Genomic DNA, 22,536 nt, shown 5'->3' on the forward strand with positions numbered 1-22,536 from the left:
TTTAAAATTTGTTTTTTAATTAGTTTGAGATTTATTTACATACTAAATAAAACCGATATCGTCTAAGAAAATATTTGCAGCAGAACCATTTAAATCTCTTATATACAGCCTTTTTACAGTTGTATTTGGTTTATCCAAATCGATAAGATCTTTAACTGGAATACTAATATGATTCCATTTGCCTGGTTCTAACTGAACCTCAATACCATGTTTATCTCCACTTGCTGTATTCTCATCTAGTCCTTCTTCAGAATTGATAGAAAATCTTAAATTTCTAACAACATCAGGACGCACCGAAATTTTTAAATAAATATAGCCTTTTACGTCTACTGGAGTATAATCAATCCAAGCCAAACTCCATCCGCCAGTTTCTCTTTTAATCGAATGAGTACCTCTGCTAACTATTTCTGTGCTGGCAAAATCTTCTGAACCTCCCCAATGCCCAGATCCAACTGGAGTAGCACTGCCAGAAAAATCATCTGCGTAAATTAAATAATCGATACCTAATGATAATGGATTAGATAGTCCATAGTCACTTAAAACTATCAAATCACCAGAGCCCTGAAAACTTTGCGGTACTTTTACCTGTATTTGAGTAGAAGTAGGTATACCTACTATTTCTGCTTGAACACCGCTAATTTTTACTGAAATAGGTTTGTATGCTTTAATTGTTAATATATCGCCTGCATCAGGTACTGCCTTTTCAGCATTCAATATCTGAGGGTCAGGATTTGCAATTGGAAATTTATATACCAAAGTTCCCAAACCAGTGTATAATTTAAAGCTGTTGTTTATTACTTTATTATTATACAAAACGGTCGAAGGGATAGTTAGAAAAACGCCTCCATCAGTTACCATTGTAGCATTAAAAGAAATTTCTACGTCATTATAAGTGACCTTTGTTAATGTAGATAAGCCGCTTCCCTTAATATAATACATGTTTTCAAGATAAGCAATTTCTACTGGCTCAAGAGTACCTACATAATTCTCTACATTTGTTTTGTTAATACTTTCAACAGCCAATCCTTTTTTTCCATCAGAATCATCATTATTGTCACAGGATGAAAAAACAAACAGGACTGCTAATAAAACAGTGAATAAACGAATAATTGGTTCTATTTTTTTCATAATTATTATTTATTTGTATATGTAACTGGGGTGTCATTAAGATGCGGATTTTTTTGCACCTCGAAAGCAGGAATTGGAAAAATGAATGAAGATGAACTTACTGAAGCTACATAATAAGGATTAACTATTGTACCTCTGTTTTGGCTTAAAATTATATCCACTGCAGTACTGCGGTCAATACGACATAAATCAAACCAAAATTCTCCTTCAAAAGCAAGTTCTGCTCTTCTCTCTTTAAGCAGCTGCAAATCTGTAAACTTAGTTGTATATCCTAATAGTCCTGCTCTTCTTCTAACTACATTTATTGCATCTATCGCATCGGGATCACTTGTTGAAGTATTACCAGCCAAAATAGCTTCTGCCAAAATCAAATACACTTCAGAATAACGCATTAGATAAGTGTTGTTTGCATATCCGTGGTTATCTGGGTCTTCATCCCCTGCATATTTGCTGCTTCTTCCAACAACGTATTTTTTTATACCAGCACCTGAATTTTGTGCTCCAAAATTTTCATCTATTGAAGTATCGTAAGAGGCTCCTTGTTTTGATTGAAGATATTCATATTTATCTCCTTTAATCATATAAGTTTCTTTTCTTCTTAAATCTTCATAAGTAACACCATTTAATTCATAAATCTCATAAGCTGTCTTCATTAAATCCTGTGAAGGAGCATACACACCATTATAAGTTGCTGCCGTTAATGATGAACTTCCCGCATAAACCGTATTGCTATAATTTGCTGCAGAATATCCTCCACCTGTTACCCATTGAATCGCTGCAATGGTTTCTTCATTATTGTTGTTAGCGGTTGAATATAAATCTCCAAAAGATTTATTTCTCAACTCGGAACCTCCTAGAAGTTTAAATTCACCCGAATTGATAACTTCCATTGCCAAAGTTTTTGATAGTGTAAATTTATTTTGGTACAAATAAACTTTTGCCAGCATCGCCTTTGCAGAACCGCTTGACACTCTAGCATTATCAGCATAATTAGAAGTTCTAACTTTTGTTTTTAATAATTTAGATGCTTGAATCAAATCATTCTCTATAAATGTATAAATACTTGCAGTAGTATTAGGAGGTACATTATAATTATCAAAAAAATCATAACTGTTTTCTACAATCGGAACCGGGCCGTAAAGTCTTACCAAATAGAAGTACGCTAATGCTCTCATAAAATGTGCCTCACCCAAAGCATTATTGGTAACACTCTCTGTAACATTTGGCCCCACATATTTAGGTAAATTTATTAATACCGCATTAGATTGAGCTACAACTGAATAAAGACTCTTCCATGCATTTAATAAATTAGAATCTGTTGACCTATGTACGAGTGATCCAAAACTGCCTGGATCAAACCCTGTCATATTTCCAGAACTAACTTCCAGCATAACATGATAAGGACCATTATAGAAATCAAACCAAGAGCCACAATACAAACTGTTTGTGGAATTTTCGACTAACTTATCATTTTGATACGCAGTCTCCAAAGTGTACGAATCTTCTTGTTTTACATCTAGATAGTCATCACTACAAGATGCAAAAAGGAATAATACTGCAAATAATTGGAGTATATTTTTATATGTGATTTTATTTTTCATGGTTTCTTTTTAAAATTCAATATTTAAACCTAATGTAATAGTTCTTGAAGATGGATAACGCCCATTATCAACACCATTCAATAAAGCATCCTGATTGTATTTACCTACCTCAGGATCATATCCAGAGTATTTAGTAAAAGTGTATAAATTCTGTACTCCTGAATACACTCGTACATTCGATAGTTTAACTTTGTTCAAAAGATCTTTAGGAAGTGAGTATGATAAAGTAACATTTTGTATTCTAACATAAGAACCATCTTCAATATATCTATCAGATATTTCGCCGTTTGCTAAAGTTGTATCGCTTCCTGCTGCTCTTGGAATATTTGAAGTTGTATTTTCCGGATTCCAGAAATTATTTGCCTCAACTAACTGATTAACATAATAAGGATTCTGCACACCTGCACGTCTTGTCAAGTTCATAACTTCATTACCTTGGCTGCCTTGAAGAAATATTGATAATTCAATTAAATCGTACTTAAATGAATTGGTAAAACCAAAAGTAAAATCAGGATGTGGCGAACCAATTTTAGTTCTGTCATTATCGTCTATATAACCATTATTATCCACATCTAGATAAAGTGCATCTCCCAAACGTGATTGCTCATAACTTGTACCTAATTTAACTAACGGAGCTTGAGCTAACTGCTCATTATTTTTAATAACACCTAAGTATTTAAATCCATAAAAATTACCTACCGCATCTCCAACAGTTGTATTAGTTACATTTCGTAAAGTATAGTCGTTTATGTTAACAGAACGCAAAAGGTTTGTAAGGCCATCTAAAGATAAAACTTTATTAGAATACTTCGACACAACTAAATTAGAACTCCATGAAAATTTATCGGAGAAATTTTTAGTCATATTAAGTGTCAAATCAAAACCTTTATTCTCCATATCTCCTAAATTTTTCCAAGGAGCATCAATTCCTCCTGAATAAGAAGCAGATCCTGTTAAATATGTAGGATAATCCGGCTGATACAAGAAATTTTCTGAAAGTTTTCGATATACATCGAAGTTAACATTTAAAAGCGAATTAAACAATGCAAAATCAACTCCTATATTGGTTTGCTTAGAAACCTCCCATTTTAAATCTGGATTAGCATAATTGGATATTGCAGTACCTGATCCTAAACCAGTAGTCACCGTTTTTACAGTTTCGGTAAATCTATTTCCAGGAATCTGCTGATTACCTGTATGTCCGTAACCAACTCTAAATTTAATATTATCAATAATGGATTTGGTTCCACTCATAAACTCTTCTTCAGAGAGTTTCCAATATCCAGAAATAGCCGGGAAATATGCCCATTGTTGTCCTTGAGCAAATTTAGACGAACCATCGGCTCTGAATGAACCAGAAATTCCGTATTTATTAACAAGATCAAAATTTCCCCTAGCAAAAAAGGAATTTAATGCTGCTGACCCCATATATCTGCCGTCTAGCAATACCTTTTTTGGATCGGCAAAAGCGATATCTCTATTATCATTAGATAAAAATCCGCTTCCTTTTAATCCGAATCCATTCCAATTAGATGTATTTGTTTCCTGACCTAAAAGTAAAGTAAAATGATTTTGTGAGAAATTTTTATTATATGTAAGTAAGTTTTTAACATTTATACTATAATAACTCTGATGATTTGTATTAATTGTTGCCACTTCGTTCTCTACTCTTCCCCATTTATAACTTGGATTGAAAGCAAGACCATCAGAAAAATTTATAAATGTTCCAATTTCAAATTTATATTCTAAGCCCTTAGCTATATTCATATTAGTATATAAATTTGCAGCGAACTCTTTCCTTTTTAACTCATTTGTCTTACTTAATGCAGAAGCAACAGGGTTGATAAAATTAGTATAAGTAAAATCGTCTGCCGGTGGCCCTGCAAATGTGCCGTCAGCATTTTTTACTGCTAAATCTGGAGTTGCCAATAAAGTAGTACTGATTATACCATTAAATGAACTGTTTAGTGTTATCGTTTCATTTGTAATTCCTCCTGAAACATTTAACCCTACTTTTAGCCATTCTTTTACTTTAGCATCTAAATTAGATCTGAAGGTATAGCGCTTAAATCCTGAACCAATTACTGTACCATCTTGATTAGTATAACCACCTGAAATATAATAATTAATATCATTTTTACCACCTGAAAAAGACAATTGGTGATTAATCATTGCTGCAGATTTAAAAATTTCTTTTTGCCAGTTCGTACCCTCTCCTAATAATTCAGGAAAAGCAAACTCAGTTCTTGGATTAGAAGTTACTTCCCAAGGATTTGCTGGATATTTTTGAAGTAAATTTTGAGCTGTCGCATATTCACGCAGATTCATAACTTTCAAGAATTTTGTTTGCTGCTGTATAGATGTACTAGTTTCATAACTCAATTTACCCGTACCTTTTTTACCAGATTTAGTTGTAACCAGCACCACTCCATTCGCTCCTCTTGATCCATAAATCGCAGTAGCAGAAGCATCTTTCAAAACATCAATCGATTCAATGTCATTAGGATTAATAAGTGCCAATGGACTTACCGTAACTTCACCCGAATTGGATAAATTTGCACCAGCAACAGGAGATCTTCCTGAAGTCGAGGAGTTTCTTGCATCTCCAGATATCGGTATACCATCAATAACATACAAAGGTTCATTCGTTCCTGATATAGAAGTAAGCCCACGAATATTTACCGACACAGAACTCCCTGGAGCTCCTGAACTATTAGTAATTGTTACCCCTGACAATTTACCTTGCATCATTTGATCTAAACTGACCTTTGGAATATCATCAAAATCCTTAGCTTTCATACTAGAAATAGCTCCAGTTACATTACCCTTCTTTTGAGTACCATATCCAATAACGACAACCTCTTTCAATTGGTCGGTAACCGGTTTTAATACAATTTTAAGTTTACTTTCACCACTAAGAGCTACTTTTTTAGATTCAAATCCCAAAAAAGTAAATGAAAGTGTTCCGTTTGTATTAATGTCAATTGCAAAAACACCATCAAAACCAGTCGATACAGCCTTTTTAGTATCGATGTCCGTAACAATAACTCCAACCATAGGTGCTCCTTGGGCATCCGTAACTACTCCTGTTACTTTGCTGACCTGCGCAAAAGCTAAACTACTGGTCAATAAAAAAAATATCAATGAAATCGATATAGTATCGACTTTCCAATGATTTAAATAAGACAATAATTTCTTCATAATAAAAATTTGTTAGTTAAGTTTGATAATTCGCCAATAGGGTAACAAGCGCGATTATCGTGGTATTAATTAGTATGGTTTATAATTAACAAATTTATAACAGTACTTAACAGCAAATTAATATTATTATATCATTTAATGATAATATATTTTCAAAATGAAAAACAAAATTACACATAACAAAATTTAAATAATATTTTTTTACATTATTACTATTTTAAACTTAAAATACAAACACTATAAACAATTGTTAAAATAAAAAAGCTCTTTGAAATAATCCTTCAAAGAGCTTTTTTTTATAAAATAAGAACAGCGACTATAAAATTCGCTTTAATCCAGAGAAATCTTCACGATATTGACTAGGCGTACATTTTTTAAAAGACTTAAAACTCCTATTGAAATTAGCTATATTATTAAAGCCTGATTTAAACGCAACCTCAGATATGCTAAGATCTTTCTCTACTAACCATCTGGCTGCATAGCCAATACGAATATCGTTGATATAATTGACAAATGTTTTTCCTGTGCGTTTTTTTATAAATCTGTTAAAAGAAATCGTTGTCATATTAGCCACACCAGCTACTTCCTCTAATGATAATTTTTCAGCAAAATTCTTCTGAATATAATCATAGATTAATTTCATTTTATCATACTCTTCAAAAGTATCATTTTCCACAGTAAAAGTCGACAAAAGCCTTTGATTACGGGAGTTTGACAAATCATATAGTATCGATATAATTTCAAGAAAATAGTCCATTCCATCCAGCTTTGATATCTTTATTATACGCGGAGTGAGCATTTCGGCCACTTGTTTTGAAAATAAAATACCATGTACAGACCGATTGAACATCTCTTTTATAGGCGTCATAATTCGTCTGGACAGCAAAAATTCATGAAAAAGATCATGATGAAACTGAATTGTTATCTCATGAATATCTTTACTTTTACACTTATGCTGCTCCCAGCCGTGATATAAATTAGGCCCAACTAACACTAACTCTACATCATCAATCTCTTCTATATTGTCACCTACCACGCGCTTTACCCCTTTTCCATTCAATATAAAATTGATTTCAAACTCCGGATGGTAATGAATAGGATAATCAAACTCATCTTTGACCCTGTCGAAAACCAAAAAACTATCCTGCGCCGCAAGAGGAACTATTTCTCTATGAAAATTTTTAAAAGCATTCATAATTCATTTTTTTATTTGCAATAATAAGATATAAAATTGACAAAATAATATTAATCCACAAGATGTTATTACTTTATCTTTGAAAAATGAATTTATGTATTTATAGATAAATAGATTCTTAAAAAATGCAAATCATTTTAAATATGCATTTTTTTTAACTATTTGTCAAAAAATTAATATAATACATAAAATTAAAATTTTTAAAATTCAGTACTTTATATTAATCCATATAAGTTTTGATTTTTAAAAAAGACCATCCACTCATTCAATATTAATTATGGCAAAAACAAACCGTATATTATCTTATTTGTTCGCTTTCGGCGTAATCTATACTTCACAATCACAAAATAATGATAGTAAATTATCATTGTCTGATAAAAAATCAACAAAAAATACATTTATATTATATCAAAACTTACACAAAACAGCCGATAAAGGGATTCTTTTCGGTCATCAGGACGATTTAGCGTACGGTGTTAACTGGAAATATGAGGAAGGACGAAGCGATGTCAAAGATGTAACTGGAGATTATCCTGCCGTTTATGGATGGGATTTAGCGGGGCTTGAAAGCAAATCAGACAAAAACATTGATGGAGTGCCTTTTGACAAAATGAGGCAATATATCATCGATGGCCATGCCAGAGGTGGCGTAATAACACTCAGCTGGCATATAAACAATCCTTTGACTGATAAAGATGCTTGGGACAATACTCCAAAATCATTAGCATCAGCATTACCAGGAGGTGCAAGTCATGAAAAATATAAAGCATGGCTTGACGAAGGAGTAAAATTTATCCTAACATTAAAAGACAAAAAAGGAAAAGCAATCCCAATTTTATACCGTCCGTATCATGAACTTGATGGCTCATGGTTTTGGTGGGGCAAAAAAAACACAACTCCGGAAGAATTTAAAGCCCTTTGGAAATTTACTGTTAACTATTTTCAGAAAAAAGGAATTCATAATCTAATCTACGTGTATAATAGTGGAGGTTTCAGTACTAAGGAAGAATTTCTTGAAAGTTATCCAGGGTCAAAATATGCCGATGTATTAAGTTTTGACAATTATCAGTATAATGATCCCACAAAAAGTGATTCATTTATACAACAATGTCAGACCCAATTTAAAATAATAGACCAGATTGCCAAAGAGCAAAACAAAATTATCGCTTTTGCAGAGACAGGCTATGAAGGGATACCCTACGACAAATGGTGGACAAACACCTTAATGAAAGCAATGGAAGGCTACAAAATATCGTACGTGCTGCTCTGGAGAAATCATGGCTGGCAGGAAAAAGAACAAAAAATGCATTATTATGCACCTTTTAAAGGACAAATAAGCGAAAAAGATTTTATCCAATTTTACAATCTGGACAATATCTTTTTTGAAAAAGATGCCGCAAAAATTAACCTATATAAAAAATAACCCCAAGTCAACAGCCCAATAAAATGGAAGAAAAAATTAAATTAAAAGAAAAAATCGGTTACGGATTAGGAGACGCTGCTTCTTCAATGTTCTGGAAAATTTTCAGTATGTATCTCATGTTTTTTTATACAGATGTCTTTGGAATAGCTCCTGCTGTAGTAGGAACTATGTTTTTAATTACTCGTATCTGGGATTCCTGCTTTGATCCTTTGGTTGGTATAATTGCAGACCGCACAAAAAGCCGCTGGGGAAAATTCAGACCTTATTTATTATGGACAGCAATTCCTTTTGCAATAATAGGCGTCCTCACTTTTTACACTCCCGATTTTGACGAAAAAGGAAAAATAATTTACGCTTATGTTACTTATTCCTTAATGATGATGATTTATTCAATAATTAATGTCCCATATGCTTCGCTGTTGGGGGTAATGTCTGGTGACCGTAAAGAACGCACAACACTTTCCTCCTATCGTATGGTTTTTGCCTTTGGAGGAAGTTTATTGGCTCTATGGTTAATTGAGCCTTTAGTCAATCATTTTGGCGGAAGCTTAAATTCTAAAACGGGCTGGTTATATACGATTGTTGTTTTTGGAATAATTACTACGATTTTCTTTTGGGGATGTTTTTTCCTTACAAAAGAAAGGGTTCAGCCAATAAACGATGAAAAACCAAACTTAAAAGAAGATTTAAACGACCTTCTTAAAAACAGGCCTTGGTGGATTTTATTAGGTGCCGGAATTGGAGCACTGATATTCAACTCTATACGTGACGGAGCCGCCGTTTACTACTTTAAATATTATGTAAGCAGCACTGCAGGCTACAGTTTCAGCATCTTCGGAGAAAATTTTGCAATGACTCCCACTACACTTTATTTAGTTTTAGGACAGGCCGCTAACATCATTGGCGTAATAGCTGCGACACCTATTGCAAATAAAATTGGAAAAAAGAAAACTTTTTTTGGTGCAATGGCTCTTGCCTCAATATTGAGTATTCTTTTCTATTATTTAGGAAAAGAAGATGTAATGCTTATCATGGTTTTCCAAGTGTTAATTAGTATTTGCGCCGGCTGTATTTTCCCATTAATCTGGTCAATGTATGCCGATAGTGCCGATTACTCCGAATGGAAACAAGGAAGAAGAGCTACTGGTCTTATTTTCTCAGCTTCATCTATGTCACAAAAATTTGGATGGACAATTGGAGGAGCTGCAACAGGATGGCTTTTAGGATACTTTGGTTTCCAAGCCAATGTAGCACAGACACTGACTGCACAGACAGGAATACAATTAATGCTGAGCATTCTTCCTGCAATTGCAGCAGCTATCTCAGTATTTTTTATCATTTTCTATCCCCTTTCAGAAGAAAAACTGCAAGCAATTGAAGACGATCTTAATAATAAACGAAATATCAATAAATAATACCGATCTAGAAAATTCAACTTATGAATACAACAGCACTACAGCCAGATTTAAAAGAAATAAAAGCTGGACTTGAAAAACAATTTAACACGCTTATACAAACAAAAAATCAGCCACAAGACGGCATTGGCAACGGCATATATACTCGTTATAAAAATCCTGTTTTAACAGCTGCTCATGCACCGCTGGAATGGAGATTTGATTTTAATCAGGGTACCAATCCATTGTTTTTGGAAAGAATTCAGATAAACGCAACATTCAATGCAGGAGCAATAAAATGGAATGACAGTTACGTTCTTGCAGCACGTGTTGAAGGTGCCGACAGAAAATCATTTTTTGCAATTGCCGAAAGCCCTAACGGAATAGATAATTTCAAATTTTGGGATAAACCATGTGTTATTCCTCAAACGGAAGAACCTGACACTAATGTGTATGACATGCGTTTAATAAAGCATGAAGACGGATGGGTTTACGGTATTTTTTGTACTGAAAGAAAAGATCCTTCTGCTCCACAAGGCGACACTAGTACCGCTGTTGCAAATGCAGGAATTGTCCGTACCAAAGATTTAATCAACTGGGAAAGACTGCCAGATTTAGTTTCAAATACCGGACAGCAGCGTAACGTGGTCCTACACCCTGAATTTGTAGACGGAAAATATGCTTTATATACCCGTCCTCAAGACGGATTTATTGATGTAGGAAACGGTGGCGGAATTGGACTTGGTTTTGTAGAAGATATGACCAATCCGATTGTAAAAGAAGAAAAAATCATCTACGGAAAAAAATATCATACTATATATGAATTAAAAAACGGTCTTGGACCAGCACCAATCAAAACTGATAAAGGATGGTTACACTTGGCACACGGCGTTCGTAATACAGCTGCAGGTCTGCGTTATACATTATATATGTTCATGACGGATTTAAATGACATTGCAAAAGTTACTCATGCTCCTGCTGGTCATTTTATGGCACCAGAGGGTACAGAAAGAGTTGGAGATGTCTCTAATGTTTTATTTTCTAATGGATGGATTGAAGACAAAAACGGCACAGTTTATATCTATTATGCTTCTTCAGATACTAGAATGCACGTTGCCGTATCTTCAGTAGAAAGATTGGTTGATTATGTTATCAATACTCCCGAAGATACTTTGACATCAGCAGGTTCTGTCAATACTATTATCAATCAAGTGAATAGAAACAAAGAAATTTCATAATTGTGAATTCTAATTTAAAAAATCTAAAAACAGAACTAAACCTTGAACTCCAAAACATACTTTCCTATTGGATGGAAAATACTTTGGATGAAAAAAACGGAGGTTTCACTGGGCAGATAGATTACAATAACAATATAAATAATGAAGCCGAAAAAGGGTCTGTACTTAATGCCAGACTTTTATGGACCTTTTCTGCAGCTTATAAAATTTCGAAAAACGCAGAACATTTAAACACTGCAAAACGTGCATTCGAATATATTTCAGAGCATTTTTATGACGCTGAATTTGGCGGTATCTTTTGGAGCATCAACTATAATGGGACTCCAAAAGATACTAAAAACCAAATTTATGCTCTCGCTTTCGTTATTTATGGTCTAAGTGAATACTATTCTGTTTCAAAAGATGAAAAATCTTTGGAGCTTGCAATTGCCTTGTATTCTAAAATTCAGGAACACAGTTACGATTCAGAAAAAGGCGGTTACTTAGAAGCTTTTACACGGGATTGGAAGCCTATCGATGATTTACGCTTAAGCGAAAAGGATGCCAACGAAAAAAAGACAATGAATACCCATCTGCATATCGTAGAAGGATTTGCAAATTTATACACCGTTTGGAAAGACGAATCGTTACGAAAAGTCATTATAGAATTATTAGAAACTATCGAAAAATATTTCATCAATACTGAAACAGGCCATTTACGTTTGTTTTTTGATGAAAATTGGATAGAAAAAAAAGACGTAATCTCCTATGGTCATGACATTGAAGCAGCGTGGCTTTTACTTCAGTGTGCCGAAATTGTGGAAGATGAAGTACTGATTGCTAATTATAAAACATATGCTCTTCAGATTGCAGAAGCAACCAAAGAAGGAATAGATGAAGATGGCGGATTGTGGTATGAATTTGACCCGGAAACTAACGAGTTAATGGCCGAAAAACACTGGTGGCCACAAGCCGAATTGATGATAGGCTATTTTACATCTTGGCAGCTTTCAGGAAAACAGGAGTATTTGGATATTGTTTTAAAAAACTGGGATTTTATAAAAAAATATATCCTTGACAAAGAAAATGGAGAGTGGTTTTGGGGTATTGACAGTAATTATTCTACTATGAAAAATGACAAAGCTGGTTTTTGGAAATGTCCATATCACAACAGCAGAGCCTGCATTGAATTAATCCACCGAATCTAAAATTAGATTAAAACCTTTTTAATTTTAAGTAACCTCAAAATTTAATTTATTATGAAAGCATTACTTGTATTGGGTCTTTTTTTTATTACTGTGACAAATAATGCACAAGCCAATCTTATTAAAAATGCTGGTTTTGAAACTGAACTATTAAATTGGAGAGGAGAGGAAAATGCCACTATCTCGCCTTATGATAAAAAATCAGGTAAAAACAGCTGTACTATTACTCAATACGTAGGAGCCCAATGGAAAGCAGTAGACCAAATAATTAGTATTCCTAAAAATACAGCAGCTATTGAATTGAGCGGATGGATAAAAACAGAAGGTGTAGAAAAAGGCGAAAATATATGGAACACTGGAAAATTTGATATTGAATTTTTAAATTCTGGAGAAAAAGGAATCAAAAACGAAAGTATTGCTTCGGTTTTAGGAACAACGCCATGGTCTTTTTACAAAAAAATAATTACAGTTCCTGCTGGAGCTTCAAAGCTTAGAGTAATGCTGGCTTTAGGACAAACTAACGGGAGTATATTTTTTGATGACCTAAAAGCTGTTCCTATTTCGCAAGAGCAGATGGATAAAGTGCAGCAAGAAGAAAATGCAAAAAACACAGTGGCCGCTTCGGGATCTCAAACAGCTGTATTATCAAATACCGATTTTGAAAATGGAACAGATTCGTGGCGAGGCAACGCAACAGTTTCGACAACTGTATTCAAAGAAGGTAAAGCAGCACTAGTTCTTAATTCCTCCACATTTGACTGGGTTGGTATCGACCAGATTGCAGTTGTTCCTGATAATGCCACTTCCATAACAATTTCTGGATGGTTAAAATCAGATAATATCAAACAAGGAAAAGAAGTTTGGAATAACGGATTATTCAACATAGAATTTACCGGAACCGGCGATCAAAAAACTGGCGATCAAAACATTGCTTTTGTAACCGCAACAACAGACTGGACCTATTACAGTAAAACTTTTACGCTTCCGGCTGGAACAAAAAAATACCGAATCATGCTAGCTTTAGGATTTGCATCGGGAACACTTTATGCGGACACCCTTTCAGTTGACTTCAAATAGCATCATTATTATGAAAAAACTTCATTCTTTGATAATTCTTATTGGATTATTATTCCTTTCTGCCTGTTCTGAAGACAGTGCAGATCCAACAGCACCAGCCGTCGATCCTCCTGCACCTACCAATATTTTAACAGCGCAAAATGCGAGAACCTATATGGTCGACCCAAATGCTACAGCAGAAACGGTCGCTTTGTTTTACAATCTAAAAAAACTTGCTAAAACCAAATTTGCAATTGGACAACAGGACGCTTTTAATGGATTTTACAATAATGGTTCTACGGCTCAATCAGATATAAAAAAGACTACTGGATATGATCCTGCTGTTTTAGGAAAAGATTTTTTATTTATCACCGATAAACAGAATAACGATCAAGCTGACAACTGGTTTTACCAGCAAGAGCAAAAAACTATAAATGATGTAAAAGCCGCTTATGCTAAAGGGATAATCAACACATTTTCCTGGCATATAAGGGAGCCTTATAACGAAGACAGTTTTTATGCCTCAGATATGACCGCTGAACAAAAAGCAACGGCTTTTAAAAGCATTTTGCCTGGCGGAGCCAATCATGAATGGTACAAGAAAAAACTTGATAAAGTGGCCAGTGTATTTTTAAAATTAAAAGGGTCAAAAGGAGAATTAATTCCAGTTATATTCAGGCCTTTTCATGAGTTTGATGGAAGCTGGTTCTGGTGGGGAGCTAATTTTTGTTCACCAGAAGAATACAAAGCAGCTCATCAGTTTACTGTTACTTATCTGAGAGATACCAAAGGAGTTCGTAACGTTTTATACGCCTTCTCTCCCGACAATTCCTACTCCAAATCAGCTGATTATCTGAGCCGTTATCCCGGAGACAAGTATGTAGATATACTGGGTATGGACAATTATGGGGACTTAAACAATCAAGGACAAAAGGGGGCTGATAAAGCTAACGCAAAACTAAAAATGATATCAGACTTAGCCATAGATAAGGTAAAAATTGCTGCTATGACCGAAACCGGCTATAGAGTTACATCGACTACAGCGCCAGTAACAAATTGGTTTTCTACTTATTTATACAATGCGTTAACAGCCAATAATATTCAGATTAGTTATGTTGTGTTCTGGACAAATGATACAGATGGTTATTATGTCCCAACACCGACAGCAGCAAATGCAACTGATTTTAAAACTTTTACAGCAAAAACAAAGTCGGCATTAGTGAATTCTTTGCCAAAAATGTATGAGCTGCCAAAATAATTTTTAAGTTTAATAAAATAACGTTGAGTCCTTCCCCAGCAATGTAAACCTGAAACTGGAAAAGCAAAATTTCTTATTGCAAAAAGCGGTCAAAAGAGCTCTTTTTGTAATTTTAGAAACCTTACTTTTACTGTGAGAACTTGTAACGGATGGCAGGATTAGTCTCTAAAAAATAAACAATGAAAAAGACATTCTTAAATTTTGTATTAATCGTATTAGTACTTGCAAACCTTGACGGTTTTGCCCAAAAACAGCAAGCCAGAATCACAATAAAAGGAACGCAGTTTTACAAAGGCGACAAGCCTTATGCATACATCGGAACAAACTATTGGTACGGAAGTTTATTGGCTTCCAAGAAAGTGGGCGACCGAAAAAGACTGCTTCGTGAACTAGATTTAATGAAAAAAAACGGTATTGACAACCTTAGAATTCTAGTTGGCGGTGACGGCGGAAAATATGATTTTACAGTTCGTCCAGCTTTGCAGTATGAACAGGGTAAATATGATGAAGACTTATTAGATGGTTTGGATTTCCTTATTGCCGAAATGGGTAAACGCAATATGTATGCAGTTTTATTTCTGACTAATAACTGGGAGTGGTCAGGCGGAATGTCCCAATATTTAGAATGGAATGGCAAAGGTCCTATTCCAGTCCCTGCTATTGCACCAAATACCTGGCCTCAATTTATGGAGTATACACAACAATTTTACAGTTGTGAGCCTTGTATGGAAAGCTTGAATAATCATGTAAAGTTCATTGTTGGCAGAACAAATGTTTATACTAAAAGAAAATATATCGAAGACAACACGATTATGGCTTGGCAGGTTGGAAATGAGCCAAGGCTTTTCACTGTAGAAAACGAAGAGAAATTTACTGTTTGGCTGAATAATATTGTTGACTTAATTGACAGTTTAGATAAATACCATTTGATTTCTACAGGTTCTGAAGGATTAAATAGTTCGAATGACAACATAGAAATTTTTGAGAGAACTCATAAAAATCCAAACATTGATTATTTGACAATGCATATCTGGCCGAAAAACTGGAATTGGTTCAAAGCTGACAATGCAGAGAAAACTTTACCAGCAACACTTGAAAACGCAGGTGTTTATATTGACAAGCATATCAAAGTTGCCCAGAATTTAAAAAGACCTATTATCATCGAAGAATTTGGTCTGCCAAGAGAAAATGAGAGCCTGTTAAATGGCACATCTGTTGCTAACAGAGATATTTTCTACAATTATATCTTTAACCGTGTAGCAGAAAGCGTAGCTAATAACGGCGTATTGCAGGCAGCTAATTTCTGGGGATTTGGCGGTGAAGGAAAACCTGTTACTGCCGATGGAAAATGGAATCCAGGCGATCCGTTAACTACTGATCCTCCACAGGAGCCACAAGGATTGAATTCGGTTTTTTCTTCTGATAAATCGACTTTGCAAATCGTTAAAAAATACAATTCTAAATTCAAAAATTAATGAAGCAGACAATATCATTATTCCTTATTTTATCCTTTTTCAATCTTTCTTTTGCCCAAAAGAAACAAGACTTTACGCTGAAATCTCCAAACGGAAAAATTCAGATTACAATTGCTGTTAGTGACAAAATAACCTGGACCATTTCGCATGAAAAAGATATTGTTCTGGCTCCATCGGCAATGTCAATGTCTTTGGCTGAAAACGATATTTTAGGAAAAAATGCTGTTGTTTTAAATTCGGAAAAAGAAACTATCAACACTTCATTTGAATCTCCTTTTTACAAAAAAAAATCAGTCAAAAACAATTACAATCAGCTGACTTTGAATTTCAAAAATGATTTCAGCATTGAATATCGTGTTTTTGATGATGGTGCAGCCTATCGTTTTATTACCAAAAGAAAAAAAGATATTACTGTAAAAAATGAAGAAGTAGTCTTGAATTTCGATCAGGATTATAACACACTGATTCCTTATGTCCGTGATTTAAGAAATCCGAAAGATCCTTATATTTCTTCTTTTGAAGCACATTATGAAAACAAAAAAATCAGCGAATTTGCCAAGGATACTTTGGCATTTCTGCCGTTTTTAATTGATTTTAAAAATCATAAAAAAGCCGTTTTCCTAGAAGCAAATCTGGAAGATTATCCGGGATTATTTGTAACCAATAACATTTCTAAATCTGGTTTTGAAAGCCGTTTTTCCAAATATCCTTTACAGGAAAAAAACGGCGGATTCAATAACATTAACCGATTAATTACAGAAAGAGCTGATTATTTGGTTAAAACCAAAGGAACCCGAAATTTCCCTTGGAGAATTGTTGTTATCTCAGAAAATGACAGAGATTTGGCTAATAATGATATGGTTCTGAAATTATCTGAACCAACGAAAATTAAAGACATCAGCTGGATAAAACCAGGGAAAGTCGCATGGGACTGGTGGAATGACTGGAACATTTACAATATCGATTTTAAAGCTGGAATTAATACTGAAACTTATAAATATTACATTGATTTTGCATCCAAGAACAAAGTAGAATATGTAGTTTTAGACGAAGGATGGAGTCTGGAAGATGACATCATGAAACACAATCCAAATGTTGATCTGGAAGCTTTAATCGCTTATGGAAAAGAACGCAATGTCGGGATTATTTTATGGAGTTCATGGGTGGCTTTGACCAAAAACACAGACGGAATTTTAAAGAATTATGCTGGCTTGGGAATCAAAGGTTTCAAAGTAGATTTCTTAGATCGTGACGATGCCAAAATGGTAAGTTCTGTTTATGATATTGCGCAAAAAGCAGCCGATAACAAACTGCTTCTAGACTTTCACGGCATGTATAAACCAACAGGAATCCAACGTACTTTTCCGAATATTTTAAACTTTGAAGGTGTAAAAGGTCTGGAAAATAATAAATGGACGCCAAATGATAATGTTCCAACGTATGACTGTTCAATTCCGTTTATCAGAATGATGGCGGGACCGATGGATTATACTCCTGGAGCAATGCGTAATGCGACCAAAAGTGAGTTCAAACCAAGTCACTCCAATCCTGTAAGTCAGGGAACAAGATGCCATCAGCTGGCGTTATACACTATTTTTGAAGCGCCTCTGCAGATGATGGCTGACAGCCCAACGGCTTATATGAAAGAACAGGAAAGCACCGATTTCATTGCCAAAACGCCGACTACTTTTGACGAAACAGTGGCTTTGGATGGCGAAGTTGGAAAATTTGTGGCAATAGCCCGCAGAAAAGATTCAGCTTGGTATTTAGGAGCAATCACAAACTGGGATTCCAGAGAAATAACTATTGATTTTTCTTTCCTTGAAAAAAACAAAAAATACGAAGCCGAAATTTTCTCTGACGGATTAAACGCTGACAAAGCTGCGAATGACTACAAGAGAGAAATTATTACAATAGATTCAGCAGCAAAATTAAAATACCGATTGGTTAGTGGTGGCGGATTAGCAATGATTGTTCAGGTGAAATAACTGAAAAATCATTAGTAAACACGAATTTCACGAATTCATTCGTAAAATTAATTACACGAACTACAGACGCAATAGTTTGTGAAAATTCGTGAAATTAGTGTCAATTTTACCTTTATATTTCTTTCTAGATTGTAGCTGCTTTAATCCATTAGAGAAAAAGTATCATATACTTAATTACATATTTTGATTTACAATTAGAAAGTGACTACTTTTATACGCTCTAATACCACAAATTTTGAAACTATTATTAAACTATTTTGCCTTATTTATTTTAGGCACGGTAACTTGTTTTTCCCAATCCCAAACTGTCTTTAAAAAGATAAATAAATCATCTGGGCTGTCTAATGGCAGAATTACCAGCATGGCGAAAGAAAAGGACGGATTTGTTTGGATCGGCACTAATAATGGATTAAACCGTTATGACGGTCTGGGTATAAAAGTATACAACAAGAGAAATAGCACCATTGGATCCAATGATATTTCGGATATTTTAATTGACAGTAAAAACAGAATCTGGATTACGACCCTAGGGGGCGGATTGAATTATTACAATCCATTAAATGATACTTTTCAAATTTTTAAAAACAATCCCAGCAATCCAAAATCGCTGATATCTGACAACGTCAGCACGTTAATTGAAGACTCAAAAGGATTTATCTGGCTCGGTACCGAAAAAGGACTGTCAAGCTTTAATCCAATTACCAGACAGTTTGTTTCTTACACCAATAAATTCAACAACAATCAAACCAAAAAAAGCAACAGTATTACCAGTATTTATGAAGATAAAAATAAAAATTTGTGGATCGGGACTTTTGGTAACGGCTTATTTTTATTTGATAAAACTGAAAAAAAATTCACCCAGATTAAATCTGAAAAAATATATGTTTCTGATTTCATAAATGTTATTTCGGCTTTAAATCCTGACAAAATTCTTATAGGCACCAGCGGAAGCGGTCTGCTGTTATATGATTTGGCAACACAAAAATTCTCTGATTTTTTAAAGGATAATTTAGCTTTAAAACAAGAAATAAATATTGTCCGTTCTGTAAAAATAGACAGCAAAAACAATTTATGGATTGGTACCGATGGTAATGGCGTTTTCGAAGTAGAGTATCCCAATTCCAATCATTCGGTAATTCACAACTATTTATACAATCCGCAATTAGAGACCTCGCTTTCCGGAAATTCAATTTATACCATAATTGATGATTCCGATTCTAATATATGGATTGGAACGGCATGGAATGGAATTAGTGTTTTGGACAAAAAAAACAGAAGCGAATTGCTGTTTAGTGATATTGTAGGTTTAAATCCGTCGCCAGTACTTTCGATTTATAAAAAAAATAAAGAATTATATATGGGACTTGACGGCGAAGGATTAACTGTCTTTAATGCCGCATCCAACAAAACGAGATACTATAATGAAAAATATCATAATACCGCTATAAAGGGCCGTTACATTCAAAAAATTATTGAAACGACTGACGGAATGCTATGGCTGGGCACTTTCAAAAACGGACTTGTAAAATTCAATAGACAAAATGATCAGTTTGAGCAGTTCAATCATAAGTTTGGAAATAAAAGCTCTATTAGTTATGATGATGTAAGAGATATTATTGAGGATAAAGACCATAATTTATGGGTTGCTACTTGGGGGGGCGGTCTGAATTATTTTGATACCAAAACCGAAAAATTCATCAGCTACAGAGAAAGTGCAAATAATAACAGAACCATAAACAATGACAACCTTATTGACATGGTTCAGGATGGAGATAAAATATGGATTGCCACTTTTGGAGGCGGATTAAATGTTTTTGATACTAAGAAAAAACTGTTTCGATATTTTAAACACAAAGATTCAGATTCAACAACAATCAGTAATAATAATATCTTTTCATTATGTAAAGATTCCAAAGGCTATTTGTGGATTGGTACTGCCGGCGGAGGTATCAATCGGATGAATTTAAAAACCAATAAAATTGAACGTTTTGAAAAAAATGACAACATTAAATATCAAACGGTAACAGGTATTATTGAGGATGACAGCCATACCATTTGGTTTAGTACCAAACAAGGCATTATCAATTACAATTATTCGACCAAAACCTTTAACAGTCTTCCTAAAATAACATCCGAATTTCACATCAATTCTATTTTTAAAGACGAGAAAGGATGGATTTATTTTGGCGGAATTGACGGTGTTGTAAAGCTGAATCCAAAAACAATCGAAATGAACAGTAAGCCTCCAAAAGTGAAGCTTACTAATTTTAAATTATTCAATAAAGAAGTTCCTGCTGAAAAAAATGGAATCTTAACCAGTGACATTGCATTTACAAAAGAGATTACGCTCGATCATAATCAGGATGTATTGACTTTTGAGTTTTCGGCATTGCAGTTTCCTTTTTCTAACAGCTGCGAATATGCCATTAAAATGGAAAATTTTGATGCCGACTGGCGTTTTATCGGAAAAGACAGAACAGCAACTTTCACCAATTTATCCCCCGGAAACTACATCTTTAAAGTAAAAAGTAAAGAAATAGGCGGGCAATGGGGAAAAGAATATGCTTCTGTAAAAATTCATATTTTAAGACCTTATTGGCTCCAATGGTGGGCTTATTTAATTTATGGAGCTGTATTGGTTTTTCTATTTTATTTATTTAGAAAATACACTATCGAATGGGAGCGTTTAAAAACTAATCTGGAGTTTGAGAGGCTGACTCACGAGAAAGACAAAGAATTATACAACCTGAAACAGCAGTTTTTTACCAATATTTCGCATGAAATCAGAACTCCTGTGACCTTAATTTTGAGTTCGATAAACCGATTGTTTGATAAAGGCGAAATGCTGGAAAGCAGACAGCTGAAATCGGCACATACCATTCGGAAAAACAGTAATTTACTGCTGCAGCTGGTCAATGAACTTTTAGATATTAAAAAATTTGAAACAAATGATGTCCATTTAAAAATTACCGAAGGCGACTTTGTTTCCTATTGCAAAGAGATTTATCTGTCGTTTTCTGAAATTGCTTCAGACAGAGGCATCGAGTATACTTTTAATTCGGAAAATCCAAAGATAGATTTGTGGTTTGACAAAAATCAATTCGAAAAAGTACTTTATAATCTATTGACAAATGCTTTTAAATTCACTAAAAACGGCGGAACGATCAATATTGAAATAGAAACTGATGATGAAGCCGTGTATCTGATAGTGAAAGATACCGGCATTGGAATGTACGAAGGAAATCTAAGAGAAATATTTAATCGTTTTTACCAAATTAAAAATGCAGAAACAGATGAGAAATCAGGATTTGGTTTAGGCTTGTCTATTGCAAAAGAAATTATAGACCTTCATAAAGGTTCTATTGAAGTGAAAAGTGAAAAAGGCAAAGGAAGTATTTTTGAGGTAAGGCTGCCAAAATCGAATATTCATTTTTATGAAAATGAAATTGAAAAAACAACTCTTGTGCCAAAACAGGAATTGGATACTATTAAACATTTAAAACAAAAAACGGTAAAAAACGAAATTAAAAAAGAAACCATTTTAATTGTTGAAGATAACACAGCCATTCAGGAATCATTAAAAGAAATATTGAGTAATGAATATGTAATTCTTCAAGCTTTTAATGGTGAAGAAGGATTGAAAACTGCTTCCGAAAAATTTCCAGACTTAATTATAAGCGACGTAATGATGCCTGTAATGGACGGAATTGAATTTGTAAAAAAATTGAAATTAAACACTTTTACAAGTCATATTCCAATTATTATTTTAACGGCAAGAACTACTATACAAAACACGATGGAAGGCTTCGAAACAGGAGCCGATGATTATATAGCCAAACCTTATGATGAAGAATTATTAAAAGCAAGGGTCAGCAATCTGCTTAACAATCGAAAATTAATCCGTGAAAAATTTATAAGCGATAATCTTTTAAATCCAAAAGAACTTGCTATCAGTTCACCTGATCAATTATTTCTGCAGCGCCTGTATACAAGTTTAGAACCCAAGCTGGAATCAAATGATCTAAAAGCTGAAGTAATTGCAAAAGAAATTGGGATGAGCCATTCGGTAATGTACAAAAAAATAAAAGCTTTAACCGGATTATCTTATGTAGAATTTATTCGTGATTACAGACTTTCAATCGCAAAACAGCTTATAGAAGATTTGGGCTATTCTGTTTCGGATGCCTGCTATAAAGTGGGCTATTCTGACCGCAAATATTTCAGTAAACTGTTCAAAGAGAAGTTCAAAAAGAACCCTTCCGAATTCTCAAAATCTTAAGCGTTTTTTTAGCTAATATGTATTTTTTTTACTTATTTTTTTTCTAATTGATTGCTATTTAATTTCCCCCTCCCAAAACAACGAATTCCTCACCCCTAATCGATGAAAATGACCCC

Annotated in this window: 13 protein-coding genes; 9 read left to right on the plus strand and 4 right to left on the minus strand. The window is 34.1% G+C overall.

Annotated elements, in window-relative coordinates; translation table 11 throughout:
• Nucleotides 1–42: 42 nt before the first annotated feature.
• The 4 genes from C8P67_RS04665 to C8P67_RS04680 all read right to left on the minus strand — a co-directional run bounded on the left by C8P67_RS04665 (nucleotide 43) and on the right by C8P67_RS04680 (nucleotide 7,125).
• The gene (locus C8P67_RS04665; protein WP_115810868.1) at nucleotides 43–1,128 is read right to left on the minus strand and encodes a hypothetical protein; all 1,086 of its coding nucleotides are present in this window, start codon (nucleotides 1,126–1,128) and stop codon (nucleotides 43–45) included.
• Between the two features lie 5 nt (nucleotides 1,129–1,133).
• Complete coding sequence (locus C8P67_RS04670) at nucleotides 1,134–2,729, minus strand: RagB/SusD family nutrient uptake outer membrane protein (protein WP_115810870.1); 1,596 nt, start codon at nucleotides 2,727–2,729, stop codon at nucleotides 1,134–1,136.
• 9 nt (nucleotides 2,730–2,738) lie between these two features.
• Complete coding sequence (locus tag C8P67_RS04675) at nucleotides 2,739–5,930, minus strand: SusC/RagA family TonB-linked outer membrane protein (protein ID WP_115810872.1); 3,192 nt, start codon at nucleotides 5,928–5,930, stop codon at nucleotides 2,739–2,741.
• A 316-nt stretch (nucleotides 5,931–6,246) separates the two neighbouring features.
• Entirely contained in the window at nucleotides 6,247–7,125 is an 879-nt protein-coding gene (locus C8P67_RS04680; protein ID WP_115810874.1) for a helix-turn-helix domain-containing protein, read from the minus strand.
• A 277-nt stretch (nucleotides 7,126–7,402) separates the two neighbouring features.
• Here C8P67_RS04680 and C8P67_RS04685 point away from each other — a divergent pair, with 277 nt between their 5' ends.
• From C8P67_RS04685 to C8P67_RS04725, 9 genes are all read left to right on the plus strand, one after another.
• A complete protein-coding gene (locus C8P67_RS04685; RefSeq protein ID WP_115810876.1) occupies nucleotides 7,403–8,548 on the plus strand; it encodes a glycoside hydrolase family 26 protein in 1,146 nt (381 codons plus the stop codon).
• Between the two features lie 23 nt (nucleotides 8,549–8,571).
• Nucleotides 8,572–9,963 carry an MFS transporter gene (locus C8P67_RS04690; protein ID WP_115810878.1) on the plus strand — a complete coding sequence of 464 codons (1,392 nt, stop codon included), beginning with the start codon at nucleotides 8,572–8,574 and terminating at the stop codon, nucleotides 9,961–9,963.
• 23 nt (nucleotides 9,964–9,986) lie between these two features.
• Entirely contained in the window at nucleotides 9,987–11,180 is a 1,194-nt protein-coding gene (locus C8P67_RS04695) for a glycoside hydrolase family 130 protein (protein ID WP_115810880.1), read from the plus strand.
• Nucleotides 11,181–11,182: 2 nt separating this feature from the next.
• Nucleotides 11,183–12,367 carry an AGE family epimerase/isomerase gene (locus tag C8P67_RS04700; protein ID WP_115810882.1) on the plus strand — a complete coding sequence of 395 codons (1,185 nt, stop codon included), beginning with the start codon at nucleotides 11,183–11,185 and terminating at the stop codon, nucleotides 12,365–12,367.
• Nucleotides 12,368–12,418: 51 nt separating this feature from the next.
• Nucleotides 12,419–13,441 (plus strand): carbohydrate binding domain-containing protein, encoded by a 1,023-nt coding sequence (locus C8P67_RS04705; RefSeq protein WP_115810884.1) that lies wholly within the window; start codon nucleotides 12,419–12,421, stop codon nucleotides 13,439–13,441.
• A gap of 10 nt (nucleotides 13,442–13,451) precedes the next feature.
• Nucleotides 13,452–14,678, plus strand: a complete 1,227-nt coding sequence (locus tag C8P67_RS04710) for a glycoside hydrolase family 26 protein (RefSeq protein ID WP_115811055.1) — start codon at nucleotides 13,452–13,454, stop codon at nucleotides 14,676–14,678.
• A gap of 179 nt (nucleotides 14,679–14,857) precedes the next feature.
• Nucleotides 14,858–16,153 (plus strand): glycoside hydrolase 5 family protein, encoded by a 1,296-nt coding sequence (locus tag C8P67_RS04715; protein ID WP_115810886.1) that lies wholly within the window; start codon nucleotides 14,858–14,860, stop codon nucleotides 16,151–16,153.
• Complete coding sequence (locus C8P67_RS04720) at nucleotides 16,153–18,141, plus strand: glycoside hydrolase family 97 protein (protein WP_115810888.1); 1,989 nt, start codon at nucleotides 16,153–16,155, stop codon at nucleotides 18,139–18,141. Before C8P67_RS04715 ends, C8P67_RS04720 begins: the two co-directional genes overlap by 1 nt.
• 235 nt (nucleotides 18,142–18,376) lie before the next feature.
• The gene (locus C8P67_RS04725) at nucleotides 18,377–22,420 is read left to right on the plus strand and encodes a hybrid sensor histidine kinase/response regulator (protein ID WP_115810890.1); all 4,044 of its coding nucleotides are present in this window, start codon (nucleotides 18,377–18,379) and stop codon (nucleotides 22,418–22,420) included.
• The last annotated feature ends 116 nt before the right edge of the window (nucleotides 22,421–22,536 follow it).

The organism is Flavobacterium aquicola (assembly GCF_003385115.1).
Taxonomy (GTDB): Bacteria; Bacteroidota; Bacteroidia; order Flavobacteriales; family Flavobacteriaceae; genus Flavobacterium; species Flavobacterium aquicola.

Excerpts from the sequence above, each read along its gene's own strand:
- C8P67_RS04705 (WP_115810884.1), top strand. The coding sequence starts at position 12,419 with ATGAAAGCATTACTTGTATTGGGTCTTTTTTTTATTACTGTGACAAAT.
- C8P67_RS04680 (WP_115810874.1), bottom strand. The coding sequence starts at position 7,125 with ATGAATGCTTTTAAAAATTTTCATAGAGAAATAGTTCCTCTTGCGGCG.
- C8P67_RS04685 (WP_115810876.1), top strand. The coding sequence starts at position 7,403 with ATGGCAAAAACAAACCGTATATTATCTTATTTGTTCGCTTTCGGCGTA.
- C8P67_RS04715 (WP_115810886.1), top strand. The coding sequence starts at position 14,858 with ATGAAAAAGACATTCTTAAATTTTGTATTAATCGTATTAGTACTTGCA.
- C8P67_RS04665 (WP_115810868.1), bottom strand. The coding sequence starts at position 1,128 with ATGAAAAAAATAGAACCAATTATTCGTTTATTCACTGTTTTATTAGCA.
- C8P67_RS04670 (WP_115810870.1), bottom strand. The coding sequence starts at position 2,729 with ATGAAAAATAAAATCACATATAAAAATATACTCCAATTATTTGCAGTA.
- C8P67_RS04720 (WP_115810888.1), top strand. The coding sequence starts at position 16,153 with ATGAAGCAGACAATATCATTATTCCTTATTTTATCCTTTTTCAATCTT.
- C8P67_RS04675 (WP_115810872.1), bottom strand. The coding sequence starts at position 5,930 with ATGAAGAAATTATTGTCTTATTTAAATCATTGGAAAGTCGATACTATA.
- C8P67_RS04710 (WP_115811055.1), top strand. The coding sequence starts at position 13,452 with ATGAAAAAACTTCATTCTTTGATAATTCTTATTGGATTATTATTCCTT.
- C8P67_RS04690 (WP_115810878.1), top strand. The coding sequence starts at position 8,572 with ATGGAAGAAAAAATTAAATTAAAAGAAAAAATCGGTTACGGATTAGGA.
- C8P67_RS04695 (WP_115810880.1), top strand. The coding sequence starts at position 9,987 with ATGAATACAACAGCACTACAGCCAGATTTAAAAGAAATAAAAGCTGGA.